The following is a 21,777-nucleotide window of genomic DNA, read 5'->3' on the forward strand; positions in this document are numbered from 1 at the left end:
TATTTATAAAGCTTAATTTAATCTATATTTTTCTATTCAATTTAAAAAAAGATATATTTGAATTATAATGTAAGTTAGTAGTTAAATTATTTTATTTTTCTATTATTTATAATATATTTTTGAAAAGAAATTTTATAAACAAATAAAATGTACTAATATGTAGTATTATAATAATTATAATAGAATAAGGAGTGAATAGTTATGAGCATAACTCATGGAGCAAATTTATTTGAGCTAGCAGAAAAACTTGGATTAGAAAAAGAAGAGATTTTAGATTTTAGTTCAAATATCAATCCTTTTGGAGCTTCAAACAAAGCAAAAAAAGCAGTAATAGAAAAAATAGAACAAGTATCAATTTATCCAGACCCAGAATATAGAGACCTTAGAAGGGCTATTGGAGAATATGCAGAATGTAATATGGATAATATTGTTTTAGGAGAAGGTGCAACAGAACTTATATCTTCATATATAAGCATTATAAATCCTAAAAAAGCAATTATATTATATCCTTCATATTCAGAATATGAAAAAGAACTAAATAAAATTAATTGTGAAGTACATAAATATTTTGCAAAAAAAGAAAATAATTTTAAAGTAGATTTAGAAGATTTTAAAAAGGAAATAAATAAAGAAAATTACGATTTAGTAATAATCTGTAATCCAAATAATCCTACAGGTTTCTGTTTTAAAAGAGAAGAGATAGAAGATATTTTAAAAAGTACAAAATCAGCAGTAATGTTAGATGAAACTTACATAGAATTTGCAGATAAAAAAGAATATTCATCTGCAAGTTTGGTAGATAAATATGAAAATATTTTTCTTATAAGAGGGACATCAAAATTCTTTAGTACTCCAGGAATAAGACTTGGGTATGGACTTATTTCTAATGTTGATATAAAAAAAGAAATATTAAAGAAAATTCCATTATGGAATATAAACATATTTGCTACAGTAATGGGTGAAGTTATGTTTAGAGATAAAGAATTTATAGAAACTACTTTAGTTCATGTTAAAAAAGAAATAAAAAATCTTGTGGAAAATTTAAATACAATAGATTATATAAAGGTTTATGAAACTAAAGGAAACTTTATTCTTTGTGAAATAAGTAGTGGTAAGAAAGCTAAGGAACTTTATGATATTCTATTAAAAAAAGGAATGATTATAAGAGATTGTGCTTCATTTGAAGGATTAGGTGAAAATTTCTTTAGAGTATGTATATTAAAAACTGAGGATAATAAAAAATTAATAGATGAAATGAAGAAAATAAATCTTTAAAAAATAAGCTCTTTAATGTAAATTGCATTAAAGAGTTTATTTTTTTATAAAAAGCATTTACAAAAATATACATTTGATATATTCTAGTGTATATACACTTAGGGGGAATATTATGAGAGATAAAACAAAACAATTAGTTTATGCAGCACTTTTGACAGCGCTTGCAATTATTATTCCAATTCAATTTGGATTTTTAAAGGTTTATATACCACCTTTTTCAGCAACTCTTGCAGCTCATGTGCCAATGTTTATAGGAATGCTTATATCACCAATGGTTGCAGTTGTGGTTGGAATAGGATCAACTTTAGGATTTTTATTAGCAGGTATGCCAATGCCAGTAGTATTTAGAGCTGCTACTCATATTTTAGTTGGATTTATAGGGGCAAAATTTATAGAAAAAAATATTTCTTATGGAAAGATGAGTTTTATAACAGCTATTATTCATGGGGGAGCAGAGGCTTTAGTAGTAATTCCTTTTATAGGATTAGATATATTCCAACTTTTAATAGTTACTGGAGTTGGAGGCGCTATACATCATTTAGTTGATAGTGGCATATCTTATGGAATTGTAAATGCTATGGCAAAGGGAAGAAAGAAGACTATATATACAATTTTTAAATCACAAGAAGAACGTATAGAAAATAAAGAAGTTATAAGATAAAAATAAAAAAGCTTATCTCAAGGAATTGAGACAAGCTTTTTTATTTTATTTGCAAACTTATTCATAAAAGGATATTATTAAAGATATGTTTTTGGAAAAAAATTTAGTTTAAAGAGGTGAATGATATGGAAAATAAATCTTTAATTGAAGAAAGAAAAATACTAGAAGAAAAAAGAGTTTTAATTGAAAAGGAGCTTAAATTAAAAGAAGAATATGAAAATAGTATAACGGAAAAATTTATAAGCTTAAGCAAAGAATTAAAAGGTAAATATAATTTTGAAAAAGTTACTACTGAAAAAGCTATGGATTTAGCTAAAAAAGATATAATGAAATACGAAGAATCATACAATTCACCTTATTTTGGAAGAGTAGATTTTAGAGAGAAAAAAACTATTAATGTTGAAAAAATATACATAGGAAAACATGGAGTAACAGATAGTGAAAATGGTGATGAAATAGTAGTAGACTGGAGAGCTCCAGTTGCTGATCTTTATTATAGTGGAACAGGTGGAGATGCTAGCTATAAAGCTCCAATAGGAATAATAGATGGAGAACTTTCATTAAAGAGAAAATTCTTATTTGATTCTGAAGGAGAGCTTGAAAGAGTATTTGATGAAGGTTTAAATGAGCTTATGATAAATGGAGAAGAAGGTCAAGAGCTTGTTGATGAATTTCTTAAGATAAACTTAGAAGAAAGTAGAGGAAAAAAACTTAAGGAAGTTGTTGCAACTATTCAGAAAGAGCAAAATGATATTATTAGATGGCCAAGAAATCTGCCAATAATAGTTCAAGGTTCAGCAGGTTCAGGAAAAACTACAATAGCACTTCATAGACTTGCTTACCTTATATACAGATATAAAGAAACAATGAGTGGACAAGATATTTTAGTTTTAGCACCAAATAAATTATTCTTAGATTATATATCAGATATACTGCCAAATTTAGGAGCACATGAAGTAACTCAAAGCACTTTTGAAGAGTTAGTAAAGAAGAGAGCTAAGCTTAAAGGTAAAATTTATAATAAAGATGAAAAACTTAAATCTATTCTTGAATCAAAAGATGAAAATGAGAAGAAGCTTATAGTAAATTCTGCGAAAATAAGAGGTTCTTTAGCTTTTAAAACAATGATAGACAGATATATAACTCTTATTGAAAGCAAATCATTTGATATAGAAGATGTAGAAATAGAAGGTGAAGTTTTATTTACAAGAAAAGAAATATTAAGACTTTACTTAAAAGATTTAAAATCATATCCAATAAATAAAAGAAAAGATGAAATAAAAAGATATTTAGGATTAAAGTTAAAAGAAAGAACAGCTAATTTAGTTGTAAGCTTTGATACTAGATGGGAAACTAAAATAAATGAAATAAAAAGAAATGTTGAGGACAAAGAGGAAAGAAGAAAATTACTTGTAGAAAGTTATGATGAAAGAGACAGAATAAAAGAAAGTATAAAGAAAAATTCTAAAAATGCATTAAATGAGTACTTTAAGGAATGGAGAGGAATAGATTCAAGTAGTGTATATAAAGGATTTTTTGAAGATGAAGATTTATTTAGCATAGCAACTGATGATAAAATTCCAAAAGCATTAGCAGACTTTATGAAAAAAGAGTATAAAGAAAAAGAAGAAAAAGGGCTTATAGATGAAGATGATTTGGCAGCACTTTTATATATACGAGTTTTATTAGAAGGAATAACTGATGAAGAGAAGTTTAAGCATATAGTTGTAGATGAAGCACAAGATTATAGTCCATTCCAAATATATTTAATAAATGAAATTGCTAAAGGAAATTCATTAACTCTTGTTGGTGATATAGCTCAAGGAATTTATTATTATAAAGGTCTTAAAGATTGGAAAGATGTCACTGAAGGATTGTTTAAAGGAAATGCAACATATATAAGCTTAAGTCAAAGTTATCGTTCAACAGTTGAAATAATAGATTTTGCAAAAGGAGCTTTAGAAGCACAAAATATAGGGTTAAAAGATGCAAAACCAGTTTTAAGACATGGAGATAAGCCAGAAATTATACAATGTAATGAACAGAAAGAAATTAGTGAAACAATAGATAGAATAATAGAAAAAGTAAAAAATGCTGGAAAAAATGTTGTTGCTATAATAACAAAAGATGGAACAGAGGCAGAAAAAGTAGAAAAGATATTAAAGAAAAACAGTAAAAACAAATTCCAAAGAATAAAAGGAAAAGAAAAAGAAACTACTGAAGATTTCATTATAATACCTTCTTATTTAACTAAGGGGTTAGAGTTTGATTGTAGTATCATATTTAATCCAAGTAAAGATGTTTATGCAAATAATATTTTAGATCAAAGATTATTATATGTATCTTTAACTAGAGCACTTCATAGTGAATATGTTATACAAATAGATAGCTTAACAGAACTTATAAAAGAATAGTAAAAAGTATATAGCTAGGAGAAATTTTTAAAGTTTATTTTAAAAATATCTACCTAGCTATAATAAATTATATTAAAATACATAAATTATAATTATAAAAATTTAAAAAATAAATAAATTTTTATTTGAATTTATAATAAGAAGAAATTATAATGTTTATAGCAAAACGAAGGAGGAGTAAATAATGGAAGTAAATGAAATAATGTCTTTTAAAGATGAAGACGGTAACAAAGTAGATTTTGAAGTTGTTGCAAAGATATTTCTAGAAGAAACAAAAAAAGAATATTTACTATTAACATCAGTAGAAGATGATGCAGATGATATGTATATGTTTAGAATAGATGTTGTAGATGAAAAAGAAGAATTAAATTTAGTAGAAGATGATAAAGAGTTTTTAGCAGTTAAAAAAGAATACAAAAAGCTTTTATATTAGGAGGGGTAAAAATGAATATAGCGAATATAGTAGAAATGCTTGAAGAAAATAGATTATCAGAAATAACAGAATTACTAGTAGATGAAGAAAAATGTGTTTTAGAATTTTTCTATGATTTTGATAGAGATGAAATCGAAGGTGCTAAAGCATATGCAAATGAAGAAAGCGATTTAGAAGAAGAAAGTGAAGAGTGGAGAACAGACTACTATATACCTTATTTATTAGATATTGCTAAAGATAATATAGAGAGCATAGTAGAAGAAATTTGTGAAGAATTAGGTATTGAGGGTAAAGCAGAAGAATTAGATATTGATGCTAATACACTTGATTATATAAAATTTAGAGTAGCTTTTTGTATAGAGGATTATGAAGGAGATATAGAAAGCTTATTAAACGATTACTTATAGAAATAGCCTTATATTGGTAAAAACAATCTCTTGAATTCAAAAAAAATTGTGATATAATAAAATCATAACATTCCTGAGATGTTCGCCAAGCTTATAATATTCAACCTACATTATATTTTCGGGATTTGCAACAGGTTTAAATATGTCGGGCTTCAAAGCTTTTAGCTTCATATTATGCAGAAGAAGGCAGAAGGTAAATTGAGCAGAACCCACCTGCGAGAGGCAGGTCTTGAATATATAGGCAAACGGCATATTTGGGAATTTAATATTAAAAAAGCAATACCTCATATGGGGTATTTTTTTTATATATAAGGGAAAAAATAAGTTAAATATTAAATTAAAAAAAGGGCTTCAATATAAAATTGAAGCCCTAAAATAAAGAGTAATTATTAAGCTACAAGTCTACGTTTTCTAACAAATCTTCTATTATGACGTTTATAATATTTATATATATGTCTTTGATATTTTGAAACATCTTTATCTAGGCTTTCAGAAAGATAGACAATAAATTTATTAGTTGGATTAATGAAAAGAAGTAATTTGTTTAAAAGTGTTTTTTTGAATTTCATTTTTCGCCTTAATTTCTTAATAGTCATACAATTATACCTCCACCTCTTAGGGAAAAATTAACGTTATAGTCATATTATAACAACAAATGGGGAAAAGTGAAGGTTTATCGTTCTCCTTTATATTACAAATAATAGCAAATGATAGTCTAAAACAGAGGGAAACATGTAGATAATAGGGTGATAATTGTAAATTATGAATATTAACTGTCGAAAAAAATTAAAAATTAAAAAAAATATAAATTTATAGAAATACTATTGAGTTGATTATATAAGTAAATATAGGTAAAATATAATCAATGTAAAGAAAAGTGAGGAATTTTTATGAAAGATATTAAAATAGAAGATATTAAAAATCTATCTATAGATGAAGTAACAATAAAAATAAATGAATTATATAAAAAAAGTAAAGAAGAAGGATTATCTGAAGAAGAAAAAGAGCTTCAAGGAGAATTAAGAAAAAGATATATAGACGCGGTAAAGGGAAATTTAAGAGCACAGTTAAGTGGAATAGAATATAAGAAAAAATAGAGGGGGGATCTATATGGCTGTAACTGTAAAGAAGCTAATAAATGATTTTGAGTTAGAAGTAATTGTTGAAGGGGGCAAAGATGAAGTTATAAATGTAAGTGATATAAACAGACCAGGACTTCAATTATCAGGATTCTACAATTATTTTACTCCAGAACGAATACAAGTTATTGGAAAAGCTGAATGGAGCTTTTTAGATGATATGCAAGTAGAGATTAGAAAAAAACGTTTAAAAAAATATTTTAGTTTTGATGTAAAATGCATAATAATAACTAGAGATCTAGAACCACATGAAGAATTTTTAAAATATGCAAGAGAAAAAAAAGTTTGGATTTTAAGAAGTTCTTTAGTAACAACTAAATTTATTAGTAAATTAACTGTATATATGTCTGCTAAACTTGCCCCAGAAACTAGATTACACGGAGTTCTTGTAGATGTCTATGGAATAGGTATTTTAATAACAGGAGAAAGTGGAATAGGTAAAAGTGAAGTTGCTTTAGAACTTATAAAAAGAGGACATAGATTAGTAACTGATGATGCTGTTGATATAAAAGAAATAGATGGAGAACTAACTGGATATTCACCTAAAATTACAATAGGAATGTTAGAAGTTAGAGGAATAGGAATAATTGATGTATCTTCTTTATATGGATTAAGTTCTGTTCTTCAAGAAAAAGACATAAAACTTGTTATGCACTTTGAGCATTGGAAAGATGATGGAGATTATGACAGATTAGGAACTAACTGCGAATATATGGATATATTAGGAGTTCCAGTTAGAAAGCTAACTGTTCCAATCAGACCAGGTAGAAATATAGCAGTTATAGTTGAAGCAGCAGCAGTTAACTTTAGATATACATTAATGTCTAAAGAAACTCCAGTAGATATAATAGAAAGCAGAATGAATTTAATTAGTGATAATTAATGACAGATGCTTATAATATATAATACCCTTATAAAATGTAAGTTTAAGGAGGAAAGAAAATGGAAATAAAGAATGCTTGGAATAAGTATGATGAAAATGGAATAAAAGAAATATTCTCATTTTGTGAAGGATACAAAGACTTTATGTCAAAGTGTAAAACAGAAAGAGAATGTGTTAAAGAATCAATAGAGATAGCAGAAAAACACGGCTTTGTTGATTTAAAAGAAGTTATTAATAGTGGAAAGAGATTAAAGGCTGGAGATAAAGTTTATGCAAATAATATGGACAAAGCTTTAGCGCTTTTTGTAATAGGAACTGAGCCTCTTGAAAAAGGATTAAAAATATTAGGTGCTCACATAGATTCACCAAGATTAGATTTAAAACAAAATCCTTTATATGAAGATTCAGAATTAGCACTTTTAGAAACTCACTATTATGGTGGAGTTAAAAAATATCAATGGGTAACATTACCTTTAGCAATCCATGGAGTTGTAGCTAAAAAAGATGGTAGCAAAATAGATGTTGTAATAGGAGAAGATGATAGTGATCCTGTAGTAGGAATATCAGATCTTTTAATTCACTTATCAGCTGACCAACTTGGAAAAACTGCTGCAAAAGTTATTGAAGGTGAAGATTTAAATGTTTTAGTTGGAAGCATGCCACTAAAAGATGAAGAAAAAAATGCTGTTAAAGCTAATGTTTTAAAATTATTAAAAGAAAAATATGATTTTGAAGAAGAAGATTTCTTATCAGCAGAATTAGAAGTAGTTCCAGCAGGAAAAGCTAGAGATTATGGATTAGACAGAAGTATGGTAATGGCTTATGGTCATGATGATAGAGTATGTTCATATACATCTTTATTAGCTCTTTTAGAAGTAGAAAATTTAGATAGAACAGCTGTATGTCTTCTTGTAGATAAAGAAGAGGTTGGAAGTATTGGTGCTACAGGAATGCATTCAAAATTCTTTGAAAATATGGTTGCAGAAGTAATGGATAGAACAGAAGGATATTCAGAATTAAAAATGAGAAGATGTCTTTCAAGTTCAAGAATGCTTTCATCAGATGTAAGTGCAGCATTTGATCCAAACTATCCAGGCGTTATGGAAAGAAAAAATAGTGCTTTCTTCGGAAAAGGATTAGTATTTAATAAATATACTGGTGCTAGAGGAAAAGGTGGATGTAATGATGCTAATGCAGAATATATGGCAGCTCTTAGAGCAATGATGGAAAAACATGATGTTACATTCCAAACAGCAGAACTTGGTAAAGTTGACCAAGGAGGCGGTGGAACTATCGCTTATATTTTAGCTGAATATGGAATGGAAGTTATAGACTGTGGTGTTGCTCTTCAAAACATGCATGCTCCATGGGAAATTGCTTCAAAAGTTGATATATATGAAACTAAAAAAGGATATGTTGCTTTCTTAAAAGAAGCATAAAATTATAAAATCCAATCAAATGCTAAATTTTTAAAGGATAGCTTTTGATTGGATTTTTTTATAAACTTGTAAAAATTCATATATTTATCTCTTTATTTTTTTACACAGAATATTATGTATATTCATATATTATACTAAAAAGGAGTGATATATATGGATTGGTCACGTTTAAAAAATTATGGGCTTTGGGTAGCTATATTAGCACTTATTCCATTAATATTAAAACAATTTGGAATTTATATAATACCAGAAGAGTATACTCAAATTACTACTGCTATTTTAAGTATATTAGTACTGGCAGGAATTTTAAATAATCCAACTACTGAAAATAAAGGATTTTTAGATGATAATATAAAAAATAAAAAAGAAATAGAATAAAAAGAAAGGTGCATTAGCACCTTTTAATTTATAATAAATTTAATATGTTTAATATTTTTTCTAAGTCTTTTTCTGGCAATTTCATATCTCCAATATCACCATGTCTAGCATCATTTTTAAAATCTCCATGGCAATCTGAACCAGCAGTAATTAATAAGTTATGCATTTTAGCAAATTCTAAAAAGTATTTTTCATCTTCTGATTTATTTTGATAATAAATAGCTTCTATTCCATCTAGTTCAAAAGGTAAAAATTCTTCTATATTAGAGTTTTTTATTAAAACTGGATGAGCTAAAATAGCAATTGCATTAAATTTATGAAGAAGTTTTACTCCATCTTCAGTACTTAATTTATTAGTAGGAACATATGCAGGCATATCTTTTCCAATAAAGTTATCAAATATATGGTCAAAAGAATAATCATAACCAGAATCAATTATTTCTTTTGCAATATGAGGTCTAGCTACAACATCTTTTCCTCTTTTTAAAACATTATCAAAAGATATTTTAATTTTAAAATGCTCCTCTAATTTTTTAACCATTTCTTTAGCACGTTTAATTCTTCTAGTTTTTATTTCATTTAATATTTCTATAAGTTCTGGATTTTTATAAGATTCATCTTTGAAAAATCCTAAAACATGAATACTTTCATTTTTGAAATTAGTTGAAAGTTCTATACCAGGTATTATAGTAATTGAATATTTTTTTGCTTCTTTTAAAGCTTCCTCTATGCCTAAAACAGTATCATGGTCAGTTATTGCTAAATATTTAACTCCGTTCTTAGCAGCTCTTCTTACTACTTCTGTAGGAGATAAGACCCCATCAGAAGATGTAGTATGTACATGAAAATCTGATTTTAACATTTAAAGTCTCCTTTCTTTAATCAAGTGATATAATTTAGATATTAAGAATATTTTATCATAAATTATGTAAATATATTTATTTATAAAAAATATTTATAAATAATGAAATTATAGTATGGTATAATTTTTGAAAATATAAAATAAAGGAGAGTTTAAATGTTAATAATGATAGATAATTATGATTCCTTTGTATATAACTTAGTTAGGTATTTTGAAGAATTAAATGAAGAGATTAAAATTTTTAGAAGAGATGAAATAAGTATAAAAGAAATAAGAGATTTAAATCCAGATGGAATAGTTATTTCTCCAGGACCAAAAGCCCCAAAGGATTCAAAAGAAATAATAGAAATAATTAATAGTTTTAAAGATGAAAAACCAATTTTAGGAGTTTGTTTAGGACATCAATGTATAGGATATTCTTTTGGAGGAGATATAATAAAAGGAAAAATACCTATGCATGGAAAAATATCTAAAATAAAAAATACTGGAGAAGGAATTTTTAAAAATACAAAAAGAGAATTTAATGTAACTAGATATCATTCTTTAATAATTGATAAGGAGACATTGCCATCTTGTTTAAAAATAACAGCTGAAACTGAAGATGGAGTTATTATGGGTATACAACATAAAAAATTTAAAATATATGGAGTTCAATATCATCCAGAAGCTGTTCTTACAGAAGAAGGACATACAGTATTGAAAGAGTTTATAGAAATATGTAAAGAAGGGGAGTAGCTTAAATGAAAATTAAGATAAAAGAGTTAGATAAATATTTAAGCTCTATAGAAGTTTTTGAGAAATTAAAAGAAGAGGGAGCTATATTTCTAGATAGCTCAAAGCAAGATGAAAATTTATCAAAGTATTCCTTTATAGGTTTAAATATTATAGAAAAATTTGAGGTTATAGGAGAAAAATCTTATATAAATGATGATAAAATAGCTGAAAAAAATCCTTTTGAAGAATTAGAAAAAAGAATTAAAATACATAAAATAGATATAAAAAGTGACATACCGTTAATTGGAGGTTATATAGGTTATATTTCATATGATACTGGGAGAATTTTAGAAAAAATAATTGATAAAAGTACGCAAGATATAGATATACCTAATATGAGATTTTATCTTTATGAAAATATAGTTATATTTGATCATTTAAATGAAAAAATATTTATTACAGCAATTGGAGAAAATGAAATTGGAATAAATAAGAGTTTAAATGACTTAGAGGAAAAAATATTTAAAAGTATTAATCTTGAAAATTATAAAAGCACTAAAGAAAGTATAGAGTTTAAAAGTAATTTTACTAAAGAGAGTTATATAAAAACTGTTAAAAAAATGAGAGATTATATAAGAGAAGGGGATATTTATATTGCAAATATGACTCAAAGATATATGAGCAATTGTAATAAAGATGGATTTTCTATTTATAAGAATTTAAGAAGTATAAATGGAGCTCCTTTTTCTACATATGTTAATTATGGAGATTTTGAAATTATAAGCTCTTCACCAGAACGATTTATACAAGTTAAAGAAGGATTAGTTCATACAAGACCAATTAAAGGAACAAGGCCTAGAGGAAAAAACAAAGAAGAGGATGATTTTTATAGAAATGAATTGATAAATAGTGAAAAAGATAAGTCAGAGCTTTTAATGATAGTAGATTTAGAGAGAAATGATTTAAGTAAAGTTTGTGAAAATGGAAGTGTTAATGTAACTGAACTTTTTAAAATAGAAGAATATGAAACAGTATTTCATTTAGTTTCTACGATAGAAGGAAGATTAAAAGAAGGTGTTAGCTCTGTAAGATGTATAAAGGAGTGTTTCCCAGGAGGTTCTATAACTGGAGCACCTAAAATAAGAGCAATGGAAGTTATAGAGGAGTTAGAAGGACTTAAGAGAAATCTTTATACAGGCTCAATAGGTTATTTTGACTTAAGAGGAAATAGTGATTTTAATATAGTAATTAGAACAATAGTTAAAAAAGATGATATTGCTTATTTTGGAGTAGGGGGAGGAGTAACTTATGAATCTTTAGAAGAAGATGAATATTATGAAACTCTTCAAAAGGCAAAAGCTTTAATGGAGGCTTTAAGATGAGAAAAATAATATATCAAGGAGAAAAGTTTATTAAAGATTCAGGAATTTTTTTTGGAAGAGGACTTTTTGAAACAATTTTAATTAAAGAAAAACCAGAATTCTTAAAATTTCATATAAATAGGCTTAAAGAAGGATTAAATAAAATAAAGCTTTCACCTTTAGAAGAAAATTTAGAGGAACTTATAGAAAGTCAAAATTTAAAAAACTGTGTTCTTAAAATTGTAGTAACTGAAGAGAATATAATATTTACAACTAGAAATATTCCTTATAAAAAAGAAGATTATGAAAAAGGATTTAATTTAACTATAAGCAATGTTTTTAGAAATTCTACTTCTATAATACATAAGATAAAATCTTTAAATTATCTTGAAAATGTATTAGAAAGAGAAAAAGCTTTAGAAAAAGGATTTAATGATTGTTTATTTATAAATGAAAAAGGAAATGTTTGTGAGACATCAACAGGAAATATTTTTTTTGTTAAAGATGAAAAAATATATACTCCAGATTTAAAAGAGGGGTTATTAAATGGGACTATAAGAGATTTTATTTTAAAAGAATTTGACGTAAAATTAAAAAATATTAAGGTAGAAGATTTAAAAAATTATGATGAAATTTTCATGACAAATAGTATAATAGGGATAATGAAAATAAAAAAGATAGATGATTATACTTTTAGTCATGAAAAGATAACAAGCTTAGTTTTAAAAAAATATATTGAGAGAATAAGGAGAGTGTAGTCAAAAGATGAATAAAGAACAAATAATAGAAGGTGTAAAATTAATTTTACAAGGTATAGGAGAAGATCCTGAAAGAGAAGGACTTATAGAAACTCCTGAAAGAGTATATAGAATGTATGAAGAAATTTTTTCAGGAATAAATAAAGATTCAAAAGAATATTTTGAAAAGACATTTAAAGTTGAAAATGATGATTTAGTAATAGAGAAAGATATAACTTTTTATTCTATGTGTGAGCATCATATAGTTCCTTTCTTTGGAAAGGCTCATATAGCATATATTCCAAATGGAAGAGTTGCAGGACTTTCTAAACTTGCTAGATGTGTTGAAATACATTCAAAAAAACCACAAATTCAAGAGAAGTTAACTTCTGAAATTGCTGATGATATAATGAAATATTTAAATGCAAAAGGAGTTATTGTAATGATTGAAGGTGAGCATATGTGTATGACTATGAGAGGAGTTAAAAAGCCAGGAACAAAAACTATAACTACAACATATAGAGGAATATTAAAGGAAGATAAGGACCTTAGAAAAGAAGCGTTAGAGCTTATGAAGTAGGGAAAATATGGACAAGATAAATGAAATTTTTAATAGTAAAAAATATAAAAATTTATTAAAGGAATTAGAAGAGATAGAAAAAGACAGAAAATTTTGCAAACATAATTTAGAGCATTTTTTAAGTATGTCTAGGATTGCATATATAAAGGCATTAGAAAATAACTTAAATGTGTCTAAAGATGTTATTTATGCAATAGGTCTTTTACATGATATAGGAAGAGTACTGGAATATAAACAAGGAATCCCACATCATAAAGGAAGTTTAATTTTAAGTGAAGATATTTTAAAAGAAACTAGCTATACAGAAGAAGAAAAAAGTTTAATTTATAAATGTATAGAAGCTCATAGAAGTGAGAAAGAACAAGATGAGCTTATAGAAATAATATATAAAAGTGATAAACTTTCTAGAGAGTGCTTTAGTTGCAAAGCTGAAAAAGAATGTTATTGGAATAAAGAAAAAAAGAATATGATTATAAAATATTAAAATCAAAGGAGAGATGTATAATGAAAATTGGAAATAAGGAATTTGATTTAAAAGAAAGAACATATGTAATGGGAATTTTAAATATAACTCCAGATTCATTTTCAGATGGTGGTAAATTTAATGAGTTAGGAAAAGCATTAAAAAGAGTCCAAGAAATGATAGAAGAAGGTGCTGATATTATTGATATTGGAGGAGAATCTACAAGACCAGGATTTGAAGTTGTAGAAGCAGAAGAAGAGATAAATAGAGTTGTTCCTGTTATAAAAGCAATAAAAGAAAAATTTGATATTCCAATATCTATAGATACTTATAAAAGTGAAACTGCAAAAGCTGCAATAGAAGCAGGAGCGGATATTATAAATGATATTTGGGGATTTAAAAAAGATAAAGGTATGGCAAAGCTTTGTGCTGAAAAAAATGTTCCATGTATCTTAATGCATAATAGAGATAATGCTGAGTATACAGATATAATGAAGGATATGAAGCAAGATTTAATTGAGAGTATAAATATTGCTCTTGATGCAGGAGTCAAAAGAGAAAATATAATATTAGACCCAGGAATAGGTTTTGCAAAAAGTTTAGAAGAAAACTTAAAGGTTATGAATAATATAGAAAAGATAAAGGAATTAGGTTTTCCAATACTTTTAGGAACTTCTAGAAAATCAATGATCGGTTTAACTCTAAACTTACCAAAAGATGAAAGATTAGAAGGAACATTAGCAACAACAGTTTTAGGAATAACAAAAGGTTGCGAATTTATTAGAGTTCATGATATAAAAGAGAATAAAAGAGTTTGTGTTATGACAGATTCAATTTTAAAAAGTAAGTAGGGATGATATGGATAAAATATATTTAAAAGACGTTGAGATATTTGGTAATCATGGAGTTTTTAAGGAAGAAAAAGTATTAGGACAAAAGTTTATATTTGACATAGAATTAAGTTTAGATTTATCAAAAGCAGGAAAAGAAAATGATTTAACAGCTTCAGTTCATTATGGTGAGCTTTGTCATGAAATAGAAAAGATTTGTGTTGAAGAATGTTTTGATTTAATAGAAACATTAGGTGAAAAAGTAAGTGAACATATACTTTATAAATATAGAATGGTTAAGGAAGTAAAAGTTAAAGTTAAAAAACCTTGGGCACCTATAGGAAGACATTTAAAATATGCTGCAATAGAAGTAAATAGAAAATGGAGTGAAAGCTATCTTTCAATAGGGAGCAATATAGGTGATAAAGAAGCAAACCTAAATAAAGCAGTAAAAATGATAGATGAATTAGATGGAGTTTTTGTAGAAAAAGTTTCAACATTTATAAAAACAGAGCCATGGGGATTTTTAGATCAAGAAGAATTTTTAAACGGAGCTTTAAAAATAAAAACTATTCTTTCACCAAAAGAACTTATGGAAAAGTTATTAGAAATTGAGCTTAAGATGAAGAGAAAAAGAGAAATGAGATGGGGTCCAAGAATAATAGATATAGATATTATATTCTTTGATGATTTAATATCAGATGATGAATATTGTATTTTACCTCATCCAAGAATGGAAGAAAGAAGCTTTGTTTTAGAACCTTTAAATGAAATAGCTCCAAATAAGTTACATCCAATACTTAAAAAAAGAGTATTTAAGCTTTTAGAAGAAGTAAATAAATAAAAAAGAGCCTTATAAAGGCTCTTTTTTATTTGTTATAAACTTGCAAAAACTATAAAGATTATAGTTCTTATCAATTTTAGACATATCTATAAAATCACTTTTAATATATCCATCATAAGGAGATATATAAATTGAATTTTCATCAATAATAGTTACGTAATAAGTTTTATACTTAAATTTAATAACTATTTCAAATAATTTTTCATCAGCTTTTTTTTCTATAGGATCTATGAAGTTATCTGAAGTTAAAGAATTGAAAAATCCAGTAATTATATTTTTATATTCATCTTCAACTTTAAAAGTCTTATAGAAATTATTATCAAAAACTTCTACTTCAAAAGGTTCATTTGAAGAAAACTTTTTTATAATTTCATTATAGTAATAATTTTTACTAGTATTATCTTTTAAATTTATGTATCTAGTAAAATCAGCACTACACCCTTGAAGAGAAATAATTATTATGAAAAATAAAGAGCAAAATAACTTTTTCAAAAAGACACCCCCTTTTATACATTAATTAATATTCTTTTTTTTCTTAGAATAGAACCTTTTTACAAAGTTTTGAATATAGTATATTAATCAAAATCCTGGAGGGATTACTTTGAAGATAGGATTAGATAGCAATAATAGAGAATTCGCTAAATCTATAGTTAAAAAAATACGAGAAGAAAATTTTTTTTTAATTGATATGTCAATAGATAAACATAAAAATGAAGGTTATGAAATATATAAAAAAACAATGTTAGCAAATGCAACTAGGCTAGATTTATTTATAGGAATTTATTTTAAAAACAATACGGAGAAAAAAGAAGAGTTATCTATTTTTTATGATGATACTTTTTTAGGAGAATATTTTTCAAATTATATTTATGATAGCTTAGGTTTAGAGTATGGAAAAGAAATATTAAGCTTAAAAAAAGGAGAGAGCTTTTATTTATTAAAAAATATAAAAACTCCAAGTTTAATAATTAAAGGAAATTTAATAGAGAAAGTTAGATTTCAAGAAAGTTTAAAAAGGGTTATAAAGAATATTTTTGAAATGGAGAATTGGAATTAATATGGAAAATTTTAAATAAGGCTGTCTTAAAAATAAGAAAAAGACAGCCTAAATTTATTTAAAGGAGGGATAATATGCATATAATCGCAACAATAGGGCCAAGCTGTATAAGTAAAAATGTAATAAAAGAATTAATAAATAATGGAGTTGATATTTTTAGATTTAATTTTTCACATGGAAATTTGAAGGATTTTACTAATATAAAAAAAATAATAAAAGAATTAAATGAAAAAATACATATAATGGGAGATTTGTCAGGTGGAAAAGTGAGAATATCTGATAGACTGCCTTATATATATAAAATATACAATGGAGAAGAAATATTAATTTGTGGAGAAGATAAATATAAAGTACCTAATTATAATAAAAGAAAACTTATACCACTAAACTTAAATTCAGATTTAATAAATAAAAAAAATATAAAAAACATATCAATGAAAGATAATACTATGCATTTCAAGATAATAGAATATACAGAAAAAGGAATTAAAGCTATTGTTAAGCGAGGAGGAATAGTAAGAGGCGGAAAAGGTTGCAATATAAAAAGTTTAGAGCGAGAGAAAGGAATTATAACAGAGAGAGATAAAGTATATTTAGATTGGTGTATAGAAGAAAAAATAGAAATAATATGCCAATCATTTGTTGAGGAAGTAGAAGACATAAAAGTAGTAAAAGAATATATAGAAAATAAATCAGATGAATATAATCCTAAGATTTGGGGAAAGATAGAAACTCCAAGAGGAATAAAAAATACAAAAGAAATAGAAAAAGAAGTAGATGGAATAGTAATAGGAAGGGGTGACTTAATTCCTGAAACCAATCTTTTAAGTGCTCCTATATATCAAGATAAACTTTTAAAAAAAATAAATGAAGATAGAAAAGTAAAAGATATAATAATAGGAACGCATATTTTAAATAGTATGAAACAAGGAAGAAGACCAGAATTTTCAGAAGTTGATTCTATTTATAATTTAATAAATAAAAATGTAAACGGATTTCTATTATCAGGTGAAACATCTATAGGAAAAGCACCAGTAGAAACAGTTAAATTTCTTAAAGGATTGATTCGTATGTATAGTGGGATAATTAAATAAATGCAAAATGGAATAGGAAAGCTTAGAGTTTTAGTTAAAATAATGTGGATTTTTGTAGGTATTTTACTTATATATTTATTAATTCATGTATATAGAGAACTATTTTAAGATAAAGATAAACATCTTTTTTTCTAGATGTTTATTTTTTTTCAAAATATTGTTTGTAATTCCAAAATATATTACAATATTTATTAACAATATTAACTAAAAGTTAATAATGTTTGGAGGTATAATAATGAAAAAGGGTAAGTTGAGTATAAAGAATAATATGATAAGAAGCTTAGTTCCAATGATTATTGTAACTATAGTAGTTTCAGTTGGAATAATTTATTTTATTTCTAGAAATTCATTAATTACTAATAGTAGAAATTATTTAAATAAAATTAGTATGTTAACTGCAATAAGAATAGAAACAACTGTAAATCAAATGAAAAATGATACTAAGCTAGTGGGGAGTGAAGAAATTTTTACAAATGACTCAAATATGAAAGAAAAGTTAGATTACCTAAAAAAAGAAAATAAAAAGTTAGGATATTTAGATTTAGCTTTTGTATGGGCTGATGGAACTATAATTTCAGCTAAAGGAAAATCAGGAAATATAAAAAATGAAAAGTATTTTAAAGATTTAATGAAAGGTGATAATTTCTTAATTACTACGGAAAATAATGTTGAAAAAGAAGAATTACCTATTGTTGTAGGAACACCAATTGTAAGAAATGGGAAAATTAGAGGTGGGATAATAGCAGAAAAAAATGCTTATGATTTTGAATACATATTAAAAGATATGGGTATAAGTGAAATTGGAGATATATATGTATTTGATAAAAATGGACTAGCTGTAGGATCAGAAAATAGTTCAAATGTAAAAGAAGAACATAATATTTTTACTGAAATGGAAGAAACAGAAGATAGTAATATAAGAGCAACAGTGCTAAATGATTTAGAAACAGGAAAATCAGGTAATATAAAATATGGTGGAAAAGGATTTGAAAAAAATTATTTAGTATATGCACCTATTGAATCTACAGACTTATTTATAGGAATCAAAATTAGTAATTCAGCATTAATAAAAGATTTAACAAGTGTTATATTAGGAACTATTATATGTTTAATAGTAGCTTTAATAATTATTATAAAAATAATAACTAAGACAGGAAATAAATTAACAAAGCCAATAGTAGATTTTAAAGAAGAAGTGCGTAGATTTGCAGAAGGAGATTTTAAAGAAAATATAGTTGTAGATGAAAAAGAATTAGTAGAAATATCTGAAATGTATAATAGTGTAATAGAAACTCAACATTCTGTAGGAGATATAATAAATAATGTTAAATTTAATGCAGAAGCTATAGATATGAATGCAATGGGACTTTCAGAAATTGCACATGAACTTTCAAAATTGACAGAAGGAATAGTTTTAGCTATTGCAGATGTAACTGAGGGGACAACAAGTCAAGCAACAGATTTATCAGAGATATCTATGTCTATGCTATCTTTTGGTGAAAATATTGAAAAAGTAAGTAAAGATATATCTGAAATTTCAAATATGTCAGAAAGAATAAATAATAAATCTAAAAATAGTAATAAAGAGTTAGCTATATTAACTAAAAATATAGAAAACTTTAAAGAAGAGTTTGATGGATTTAATAATGCTATAAATATTACTTCAAATAAAATAAGAAATATAAATGAAATGACAGATTTAATAAACAATATATCTGAACAAACTAATCTATTAGCATTAAATGCAGCAATTGAAGCAGCAAGAGCAGGAGAAGCTGGTAGAGGATTTGCAGTAGTTGCTGAAGAAATAAGAAAACTTGCAGAAATGAGTAAAGAATCTACAGCAGATATTTGCAATACAGTAAAAGTAATATTAAAAAACACTGATTCATTAGTTGAGAGAACTGCTGTTATGGATGATGAGCTTTCAAGACAAACAAAAACAATAGAAAGTTCTATTAAGGTATTTGAAGATATTTCATTATCTCTTAATGAAGTAGTACCTAAAATAGAAGCTATGACAGAGGCATTTAGAAAAATAATAAAAGAGAAAAGCGAAATATTAGAAAGAGTAGATAATGTGTCAGCTATTTCTCAAGAAATATCTGCAACTTCAGAAGAAGTTACAGCATCATCTCAAGAATTAAATTCTGCAAGTCAAGAAGTAGCTGGAGCTGCAGAAAGTTTAAATGCACTTACAACAGATATGAAAACAGGACTTGAAATATTTAAAATAAAAGACATGGAAGAAATAATGGAATTCAAAGAAACTAAAGCTGAACAACAAGAATAGATTAGAAAGATGCATCATTAAAAGGTGCATCTTTTTTAGATTAAATAAAGATAATATTAAGAAATGCATAATAAAATTAAAAATATAATATTAAATAAAATTATTAATAATAAACTTAAGTTAATTTGGATTAGATATTACTTTAAAGCTATAACCTTTATCTTTAAAATATTCTATTATTTTTGGTAATGCTTCTAATGTTACAGTTTTTTCAGGTAAATCATGAATTAATACAACTACTTTTGATTTATTAACAGATTCCTTAATGACATTATCTAATATTTTATTAGCTGATATATTTTTAGTTATAGCATCTTCTGAATCTGCATTCCAATCAACTGATATAATTCCGTATTTTGATAAGTCCTCATCTAGAATATTCAAGTTTTTGTCTTTATAATAAACCCTTGACATATAGCCACCTGGCATTCTTAACACTTTAGTACAGAAATTGTTACCTAAAATATTATTCATTACATCATTAGCTTTTTTTATTTCATTTATAAAAACTTCTGTATCAACGTTATTTTTAGGATATATCTTTTTTAGATCATGAGAATATGTATGATTTCCTATTGCATTTCCGGTATTATATATTTCTTTTAAAAAGTTTTGATTTTCCTCTGAATCTTTTAAGTTACTACCTAAAATAAAAAAGGTAGCATGTACTCCATTATTTTTAAGAATTTCTAATATTTTAGGAGTGTTTTTGCTTGGACCATCATCAATAGTTAAGAATATTTCTTTTTCAGGATTATTTTTACTTCCTGAAGCTAACATTTTAGCTACTTGATTAGCAGGCACAGAATAACTTATAGCATTTGGGATTATATTTGATTTATTGATATCTATAATATCTTCTCTATTTTGCTTAGTTTCATTTGAGTTAGATGTATCCTGTTTTTTGTTTGAGTTTTTTAAATCAGTAGAACTAGTATCAATATTATAAGTTTCTAAAGGTTTGTCTTTATTGATATTATATTTAAAATTTAGTAAGACGAGTATTGATATAAATAAGAATAAAATAGCTAATACAGTAATTATTAAATTTTTTCTTTTTAAATCTTTCATTTTATCCTCCGTTAATAATAAATAATTTTATTTATATTATTTGTTGTTAAAAAATTTACATACAAATATTTTTAAATAAAACTAATGGATTTTAAAAATCAGATATTTAATTATTTATAGACAATAAAAGAGCTATTGCAATATTAAAATTAATTTTGCAATAGCTCTTTTATATTAAATATAATTTTAGTTATTTGTAATCCAATATACTATTCCTAATATAGGAAATATGTAAGACCAATATTTTATATCTATGAAAAAGAATGTGTGAGATTTTTTTAATACTACTTCTTTTCCAGTTGATTTTTCTATATATGTTTTTGACTCTTTATTAAGAATGCGTCCTAAGAAAAAGCATATTAATCCTGCAATGGCAAGTGCCACAAACTTAGGCCATCCATGTGATTGATAGTATAATTCATCTTTAAGAGATAAATTAACTAAAACTTCAGTTAAAGCAAGACTTAAAATAGCAGCTATAGGTGCTAATATGCCATATCTACTCCAAATAATCATAATATTTTTCCCCCTAATTGTAAAAATGTATATATATATTATATAGATACAAAATTTATATTAAATTAAGCTATTAGTTAATGTCAATAGTTAGGGTAAATTGATAAATTTATATAAAAAGGAGTAATTTTAATAGTTTAAAATAAAAAACTCTATCAATATATATTGATAGAGTAAAAAACTTTTATAAAATTATGGTGCCACCAGTGGGAATCGAACCCACACGGTAAAACCGCATGATTTTGAGTCATGTGCGTCTGCCAGTTCCGCCATGGTGGCTTAATATATAAATAACTTACTAAAATATTATATCAGAATAAATAAGT

General features: G+C 25.6%; 24 protein-coding genes, 1 tRNA gene and 1 other RNA gene. 20 read left to right on the forward strand and 6 right to left on the reverse strand.

Annotated features, from left to right (window positions below):
• Window positions 1-201 precede the first annotated feature (201 nt).
• From CLTHE_RS02685 to ssrS, 6 genes are all read left to right on the forward strand, one after another.
• On the forward strand, window positions 202-1,275 hold the full coding sequence (locus tag CLTHE_RS02685; protein WP_080021880.1) for a pyridoxal phosphate-dependent aminotransferase: 1,074 nt from the start codon (window positions 202-204) through the stop codon (window positions 1,273-1,275).
• A 112-nt stretch (window positions 1,276-1,387) separates the two neighbouring features.
• Entirely contained in the window at window positions 1,388-1,936 is a 549-nt protein-coding gene (locus CLTHE_RS02690) for an ECF transporter S component (protein ID WP_080021881.1), read from the forward strand.
• A 125-nt stretch (window positions 1,937-2,061) separates the two neighbouring features.
• The gene (helD, locus tag CLTHE_RS02695) at window positions 2,062-4,350 is read left to right on the forward strand and encodes an RNA polymerase recycling motor HelD (RefSeq protein ID WP_080021882.1); all 2,289 of its coding nucleotides are present in this window, start codon (window positions 2,062-2,064) and stop codon (window positions 4,348-4,350) included.
• Between the two features lie 184 nt (window positions 4,351-4,534).
• Window positions 4,535-4,783, forward strand: coding sequence for a DUF1292 domain-containing protein (locus tag CLTHE_RS02700; RefSeq protein WP_002597044.1), 249 nt, complete (start codon window positions 4,535-4,537; stop codon window positions 4,781-4,783).
• An 11-nt stretch (window positions 4,784-4,794) separates the two neighbouring features.
• Window positions 4,795-5,190: a hypothetical protein gene (locus CLTHE_RS02705; protein ID WP_002597045.1), complete on the forward strand. Its 396-nt coding sequence runs from the start codon at window positions 4,795-4,797 to the stop codon at window positions 5,188-5,190.
• 67 nt (window positions 5,191-5,257) lie between these two features.
• Window positions 5,258-5,455, forward strand: a non-coding RNA gene (gene ssrS / locus CLTHE_RS02710) — 6S RNA.
• A 124-nt stretch (window positions 5,456-5,579) separates the two neighbouring features.
• Here the strand turns inward: ssrS and CLTHE_RS02715 are convergent.
• Complete coding sequence (locus CLTHE_RS02715) at window positions 5,580-5,786, reverse strand: hypothetical protein (protein ID WP_002597046.1); 207 nt, start codon at window positions 5,784-5,786, stop codon at window positions 5,580-5,582.
• Between the two features lie 294 nt (window positions 5,787-6,080).
• On the opposite strand from CLTHE_RS02715, the gene CLTHE_RS02720 reads away from it, so the two are divergent.
• The 4 genes from CLTHE_RS02720 (at window position 6,081) to CLTHE_RS02735 (ending at window position 9,029) form a co-directional block, all read left to right on the forward strand.
• Entirely contained in the window at window positions 6,081-6,287 is a 207-nt protein-coding gene (locus CLTHE_RS02720) for a DUF896 domain-containing protein (RefSeq protein WP_002597047.1), read from the forward strand.
• 13 nt (window positions 6,288-6,300) lie between these two features.
• On the forward strand, window positions 6,301-7,212 hold the full coding sequence (hprK, locus tag CLTHE_RS02725) for an HPr(Ser) kinase/phosphatase (protein WP_002597048.1): 912 nt from the start codon (window positions 6,301-6,303) through the stop codon (window positions 7,210-7,212).
• Window positions 7,213-7,271: 59 nt separating this feature from the next.
• Window positions 7,272-8,651 carry an aminopeptidase gene (locus CLTHE_RS02730; protein WP_080021883.1) on the forward strand — a complete coding sequence of 460 codons (1,380 nt, stop codon included), beginning with the start codon at window positions 7,272-7,274 and terminating at the stop codon, window positions 8,649-8,651.
• 153 nt (window positions 8,652-8,804) lie between these two features.
• Complete coding sequence (locus CLTHE_RS02735; protein WP_080021884.1) at window positions 8,805-9,029, forward strand: phage holin; 225 nt, start codon at window positions 8,805-8,807, stop codon at window positions 9,027-9,029.
• 28 nt (window positions 9,030-9,057) lie between these two features.
• Here CLTHE_RS02735 and CLTHE_RS02740 read toward each other — a convergent pair whose 3' ends face one another.
• Complete coding sequence (locus tag CLTHE_RS02740) at window positions 9,058-9,891, reverse strand: PHP domain-containing protein (RefSeq protein WP_080021885.1); 834 nt, start codon at window positions 9,889-9,891, stop codon at window positions 9,058-9,060.
• Window positions 9,892-10,047: 156 nt separating this feature from the next.
• Between CLTHE_RS02740 and CLTHE_RS02745 the strand changes: the two genes are divergently transcribed.
• The 7 genes from CLTHE_RS02745 to folK are packed head-to-tail and all read left to right on the forward strand — an operon-like array spanning window position 10,048 to window position 15,420.
• Window positions 10,048-10,626 carry an anthranilate synthase component II gene (locus CLTHE_RS02745; RefSeq protein ID WP_080021886.1) on the forward strand — a complete coding sequence of 193 codons (579 nt, stop codon included), beginning with the start codon at window positions 10,048-10,050 and terminating at the stop codon, window positions 10,624-10,626.
• A gap of 5 nt (window positions 10,627-10,631) precedes the next feature.
• Window positions 10,632-11,987: an aminodeoxychorismate synthase component I gene (gene pabB, locus CLTHE_RS02750; RefSeq protein WP_080021887.1), complete on the forward strand. Its 1,356-nt coding sequence runs from the start codon at window positions 10,632-10,634 to the stop codon at window positions 11,985-11,987.
• Window positions 11,984-12,724, forward strand: a complete 741-nt coding sequence (locus tag CLTHE_RS02755; protein WP_080021888.1) for an aminotransferase class IV — start codon at window positions 11,984-11,986, stop codon at window positions 12,722-12,724. The genes pabB and CLTHE_RS02755 overlap by 4 nt, the downstream gene beginning before the upstream one ends.
• A 7-nt stretch (window positions 12,725-12,731) precedes the next feature.
• The gene (gene folE / locus CLTHE_RS02760) at window positions 12,732-13,283 is read left to right on the forward strand and encodes a GTP cyclohydrolase I FolE (protein WP_080021889.1); all 552 of its coding nucleotides are present in this window, start codon (window positions 12,732-12,734) and stop codon (window positions 13,281-13,283) included.
• 7 nt (window positions 13,284-13,290) lie between these two features.
• Window positions 13,291-13,767 (forward strand): HD domain-containing protein, encoded by a 477-nt coding sequence (locus CLTHE_RS02765; RefSeq protein WP_080021890.1) that lies wholly within the window; start codon window positions 13,291-13,293, stop codon window positions 13,765-13,767.
• Between the two features lie 20 nt (window positions 13,768-13,787).
• Window positions 13,788-14,597, forward strand: coding sequence for a dihydropteroate synthase (folP, locus tag CLTHE_RS02770; protein ID WP_080021891.1), 810 nt, complete (start codon window positions 13,788-13,790; stop codon window positions 14,595-14,597).
• 7 nt (window positions 14,598-14,604) lie between these two features.
• Window positions 14,605-15,420, forward strand: coding sequence for a 2-amino-4-hydroxy-6-hydroxymethyldihydropteridine diphosphokinase (gene folK, locus CLTHE_RS02775; RefSeq protein ID WP_002597058.1), 816 nt, complete (start codon window positions 14,605-14,607; stop codon window positions 15,418-15,420).
• A gap of 9 nt (window positions 15,421-15,429) precedes the next feature.
• On the opposite strand, the gene CLTHE_RS02780 is transcribed toward folK, so the two are convergent.
• Complete coding sequence (locus tag CLTHE_RS02780; protein ID WP_080021892.1) at window positions 15,430-15,912, reverse strand: DUF4883 family protein; 483 nt, start codon at window positions 15,910-15,912, stop codon at window positions 15,430-15,432.
• Window positions 15,913-16,021: 109 nt separating this feature from the next.
• On the opposite strand from CLTHE_RS02780, the gene CLTHE_RS02785 reads away from it, so the two are divergent.
• From CLTHE_RS02785 to CLTHE_RS02795, 3 genes are all read left to right on the forward strand, one after another.
• Window positions 16,022-16,477, forward strand: a complete 456-nt coding sequence (locus CLTHE_RS02785) for an N-acetylmuramoyl-L-alanine amidase CwlD (RefSeq protein ID WP_158082646.1) — start codon at window positions 16,022-16,024, stop codon at window positions 16,475-16,477.
• Between the two features lie 74 nt (window positions 16,478-16,551).
• The gene (locus CLTHE_RS02790; RefSeq protein ID WP_080021894.1) at window positions 16,552-17,571 is read left to right on the forward strand and encodes a pyruvate kinase; all 1,020 of its coding nucleotides are present in this window, start codon (window positions 16,552-16,554) and stop codon (window positions 17,569-17,571) included.
• 235 nt (window positions 17,572-17,806) lie between these two features.
• A complete protein-coding gene (locus CLTHE_RS02795) occupies window positions 17,807-19,864 on the forward strand; it encodes a methyl-accepting chemotaxis protein (protein WP_158082647.1) in 2,058 nt (685 codons plus the stop codon).
• A gap of 120 nt (window positions 19,865-19,984) precedes the next feature.
• On the opposite strand, the gene CLTHE_RS02800 is transcribed toward CLTHE_RS02795, so the two are convergent.
• The 3 genes from CLTHE_RS02800 to CLTHE_RS02810 all read right to left on the reverse strand — a co-directional run bounded on the left by CLTHE_RS02800 (window position 19,985) and on the right by CLTHE_RS02810 (window position 21,730).
• The gene (locus CLTHE_RS02800) at window positions 19,985-20,935 is read right to left on the reverse strand and encodes a polysaccharide deacetylase family protein (protein ID WP_080021896.1); all 951 of its coding nucleotides are present in this window, start codon (window positions 20,933-20,935) and stop codon (window positions 19,985-19,987) included.
• A gap of 186 nt (window positions 20,936-21,121) precedes the next feature.
• Window positions 21,122-21,451, reverse strand: a complete 330-nt coding sequence (locus CLTHE_RS02805; protein ID WP_080021897.1) for a hypothetical protein — start codon at window positions 21,449-21,451, stop codon at window positions 21,122-21,124.
• A 195-nt stretch (window positions 21,452-21,646) separates the two neighbouring features.
• Window positions 21,647-21,730: transfer RNA gene (locus tag CLTHE_RS02810), tRNA-Leu, on the reverse strand.
• Window positions 21,731-21,777 lie beyond the last annotated feature (47 nt).

Source organism: Clostridium thermobutyricum DSM 4928 (assembly GCF_002050515.1).
Taxonomy (GTDB): domain Bacteria; phylum Bacillota; class Clostridia; order Clostridiales; family Clostridiaceae; genus Clostridium; species Clostridium thermobutyricum.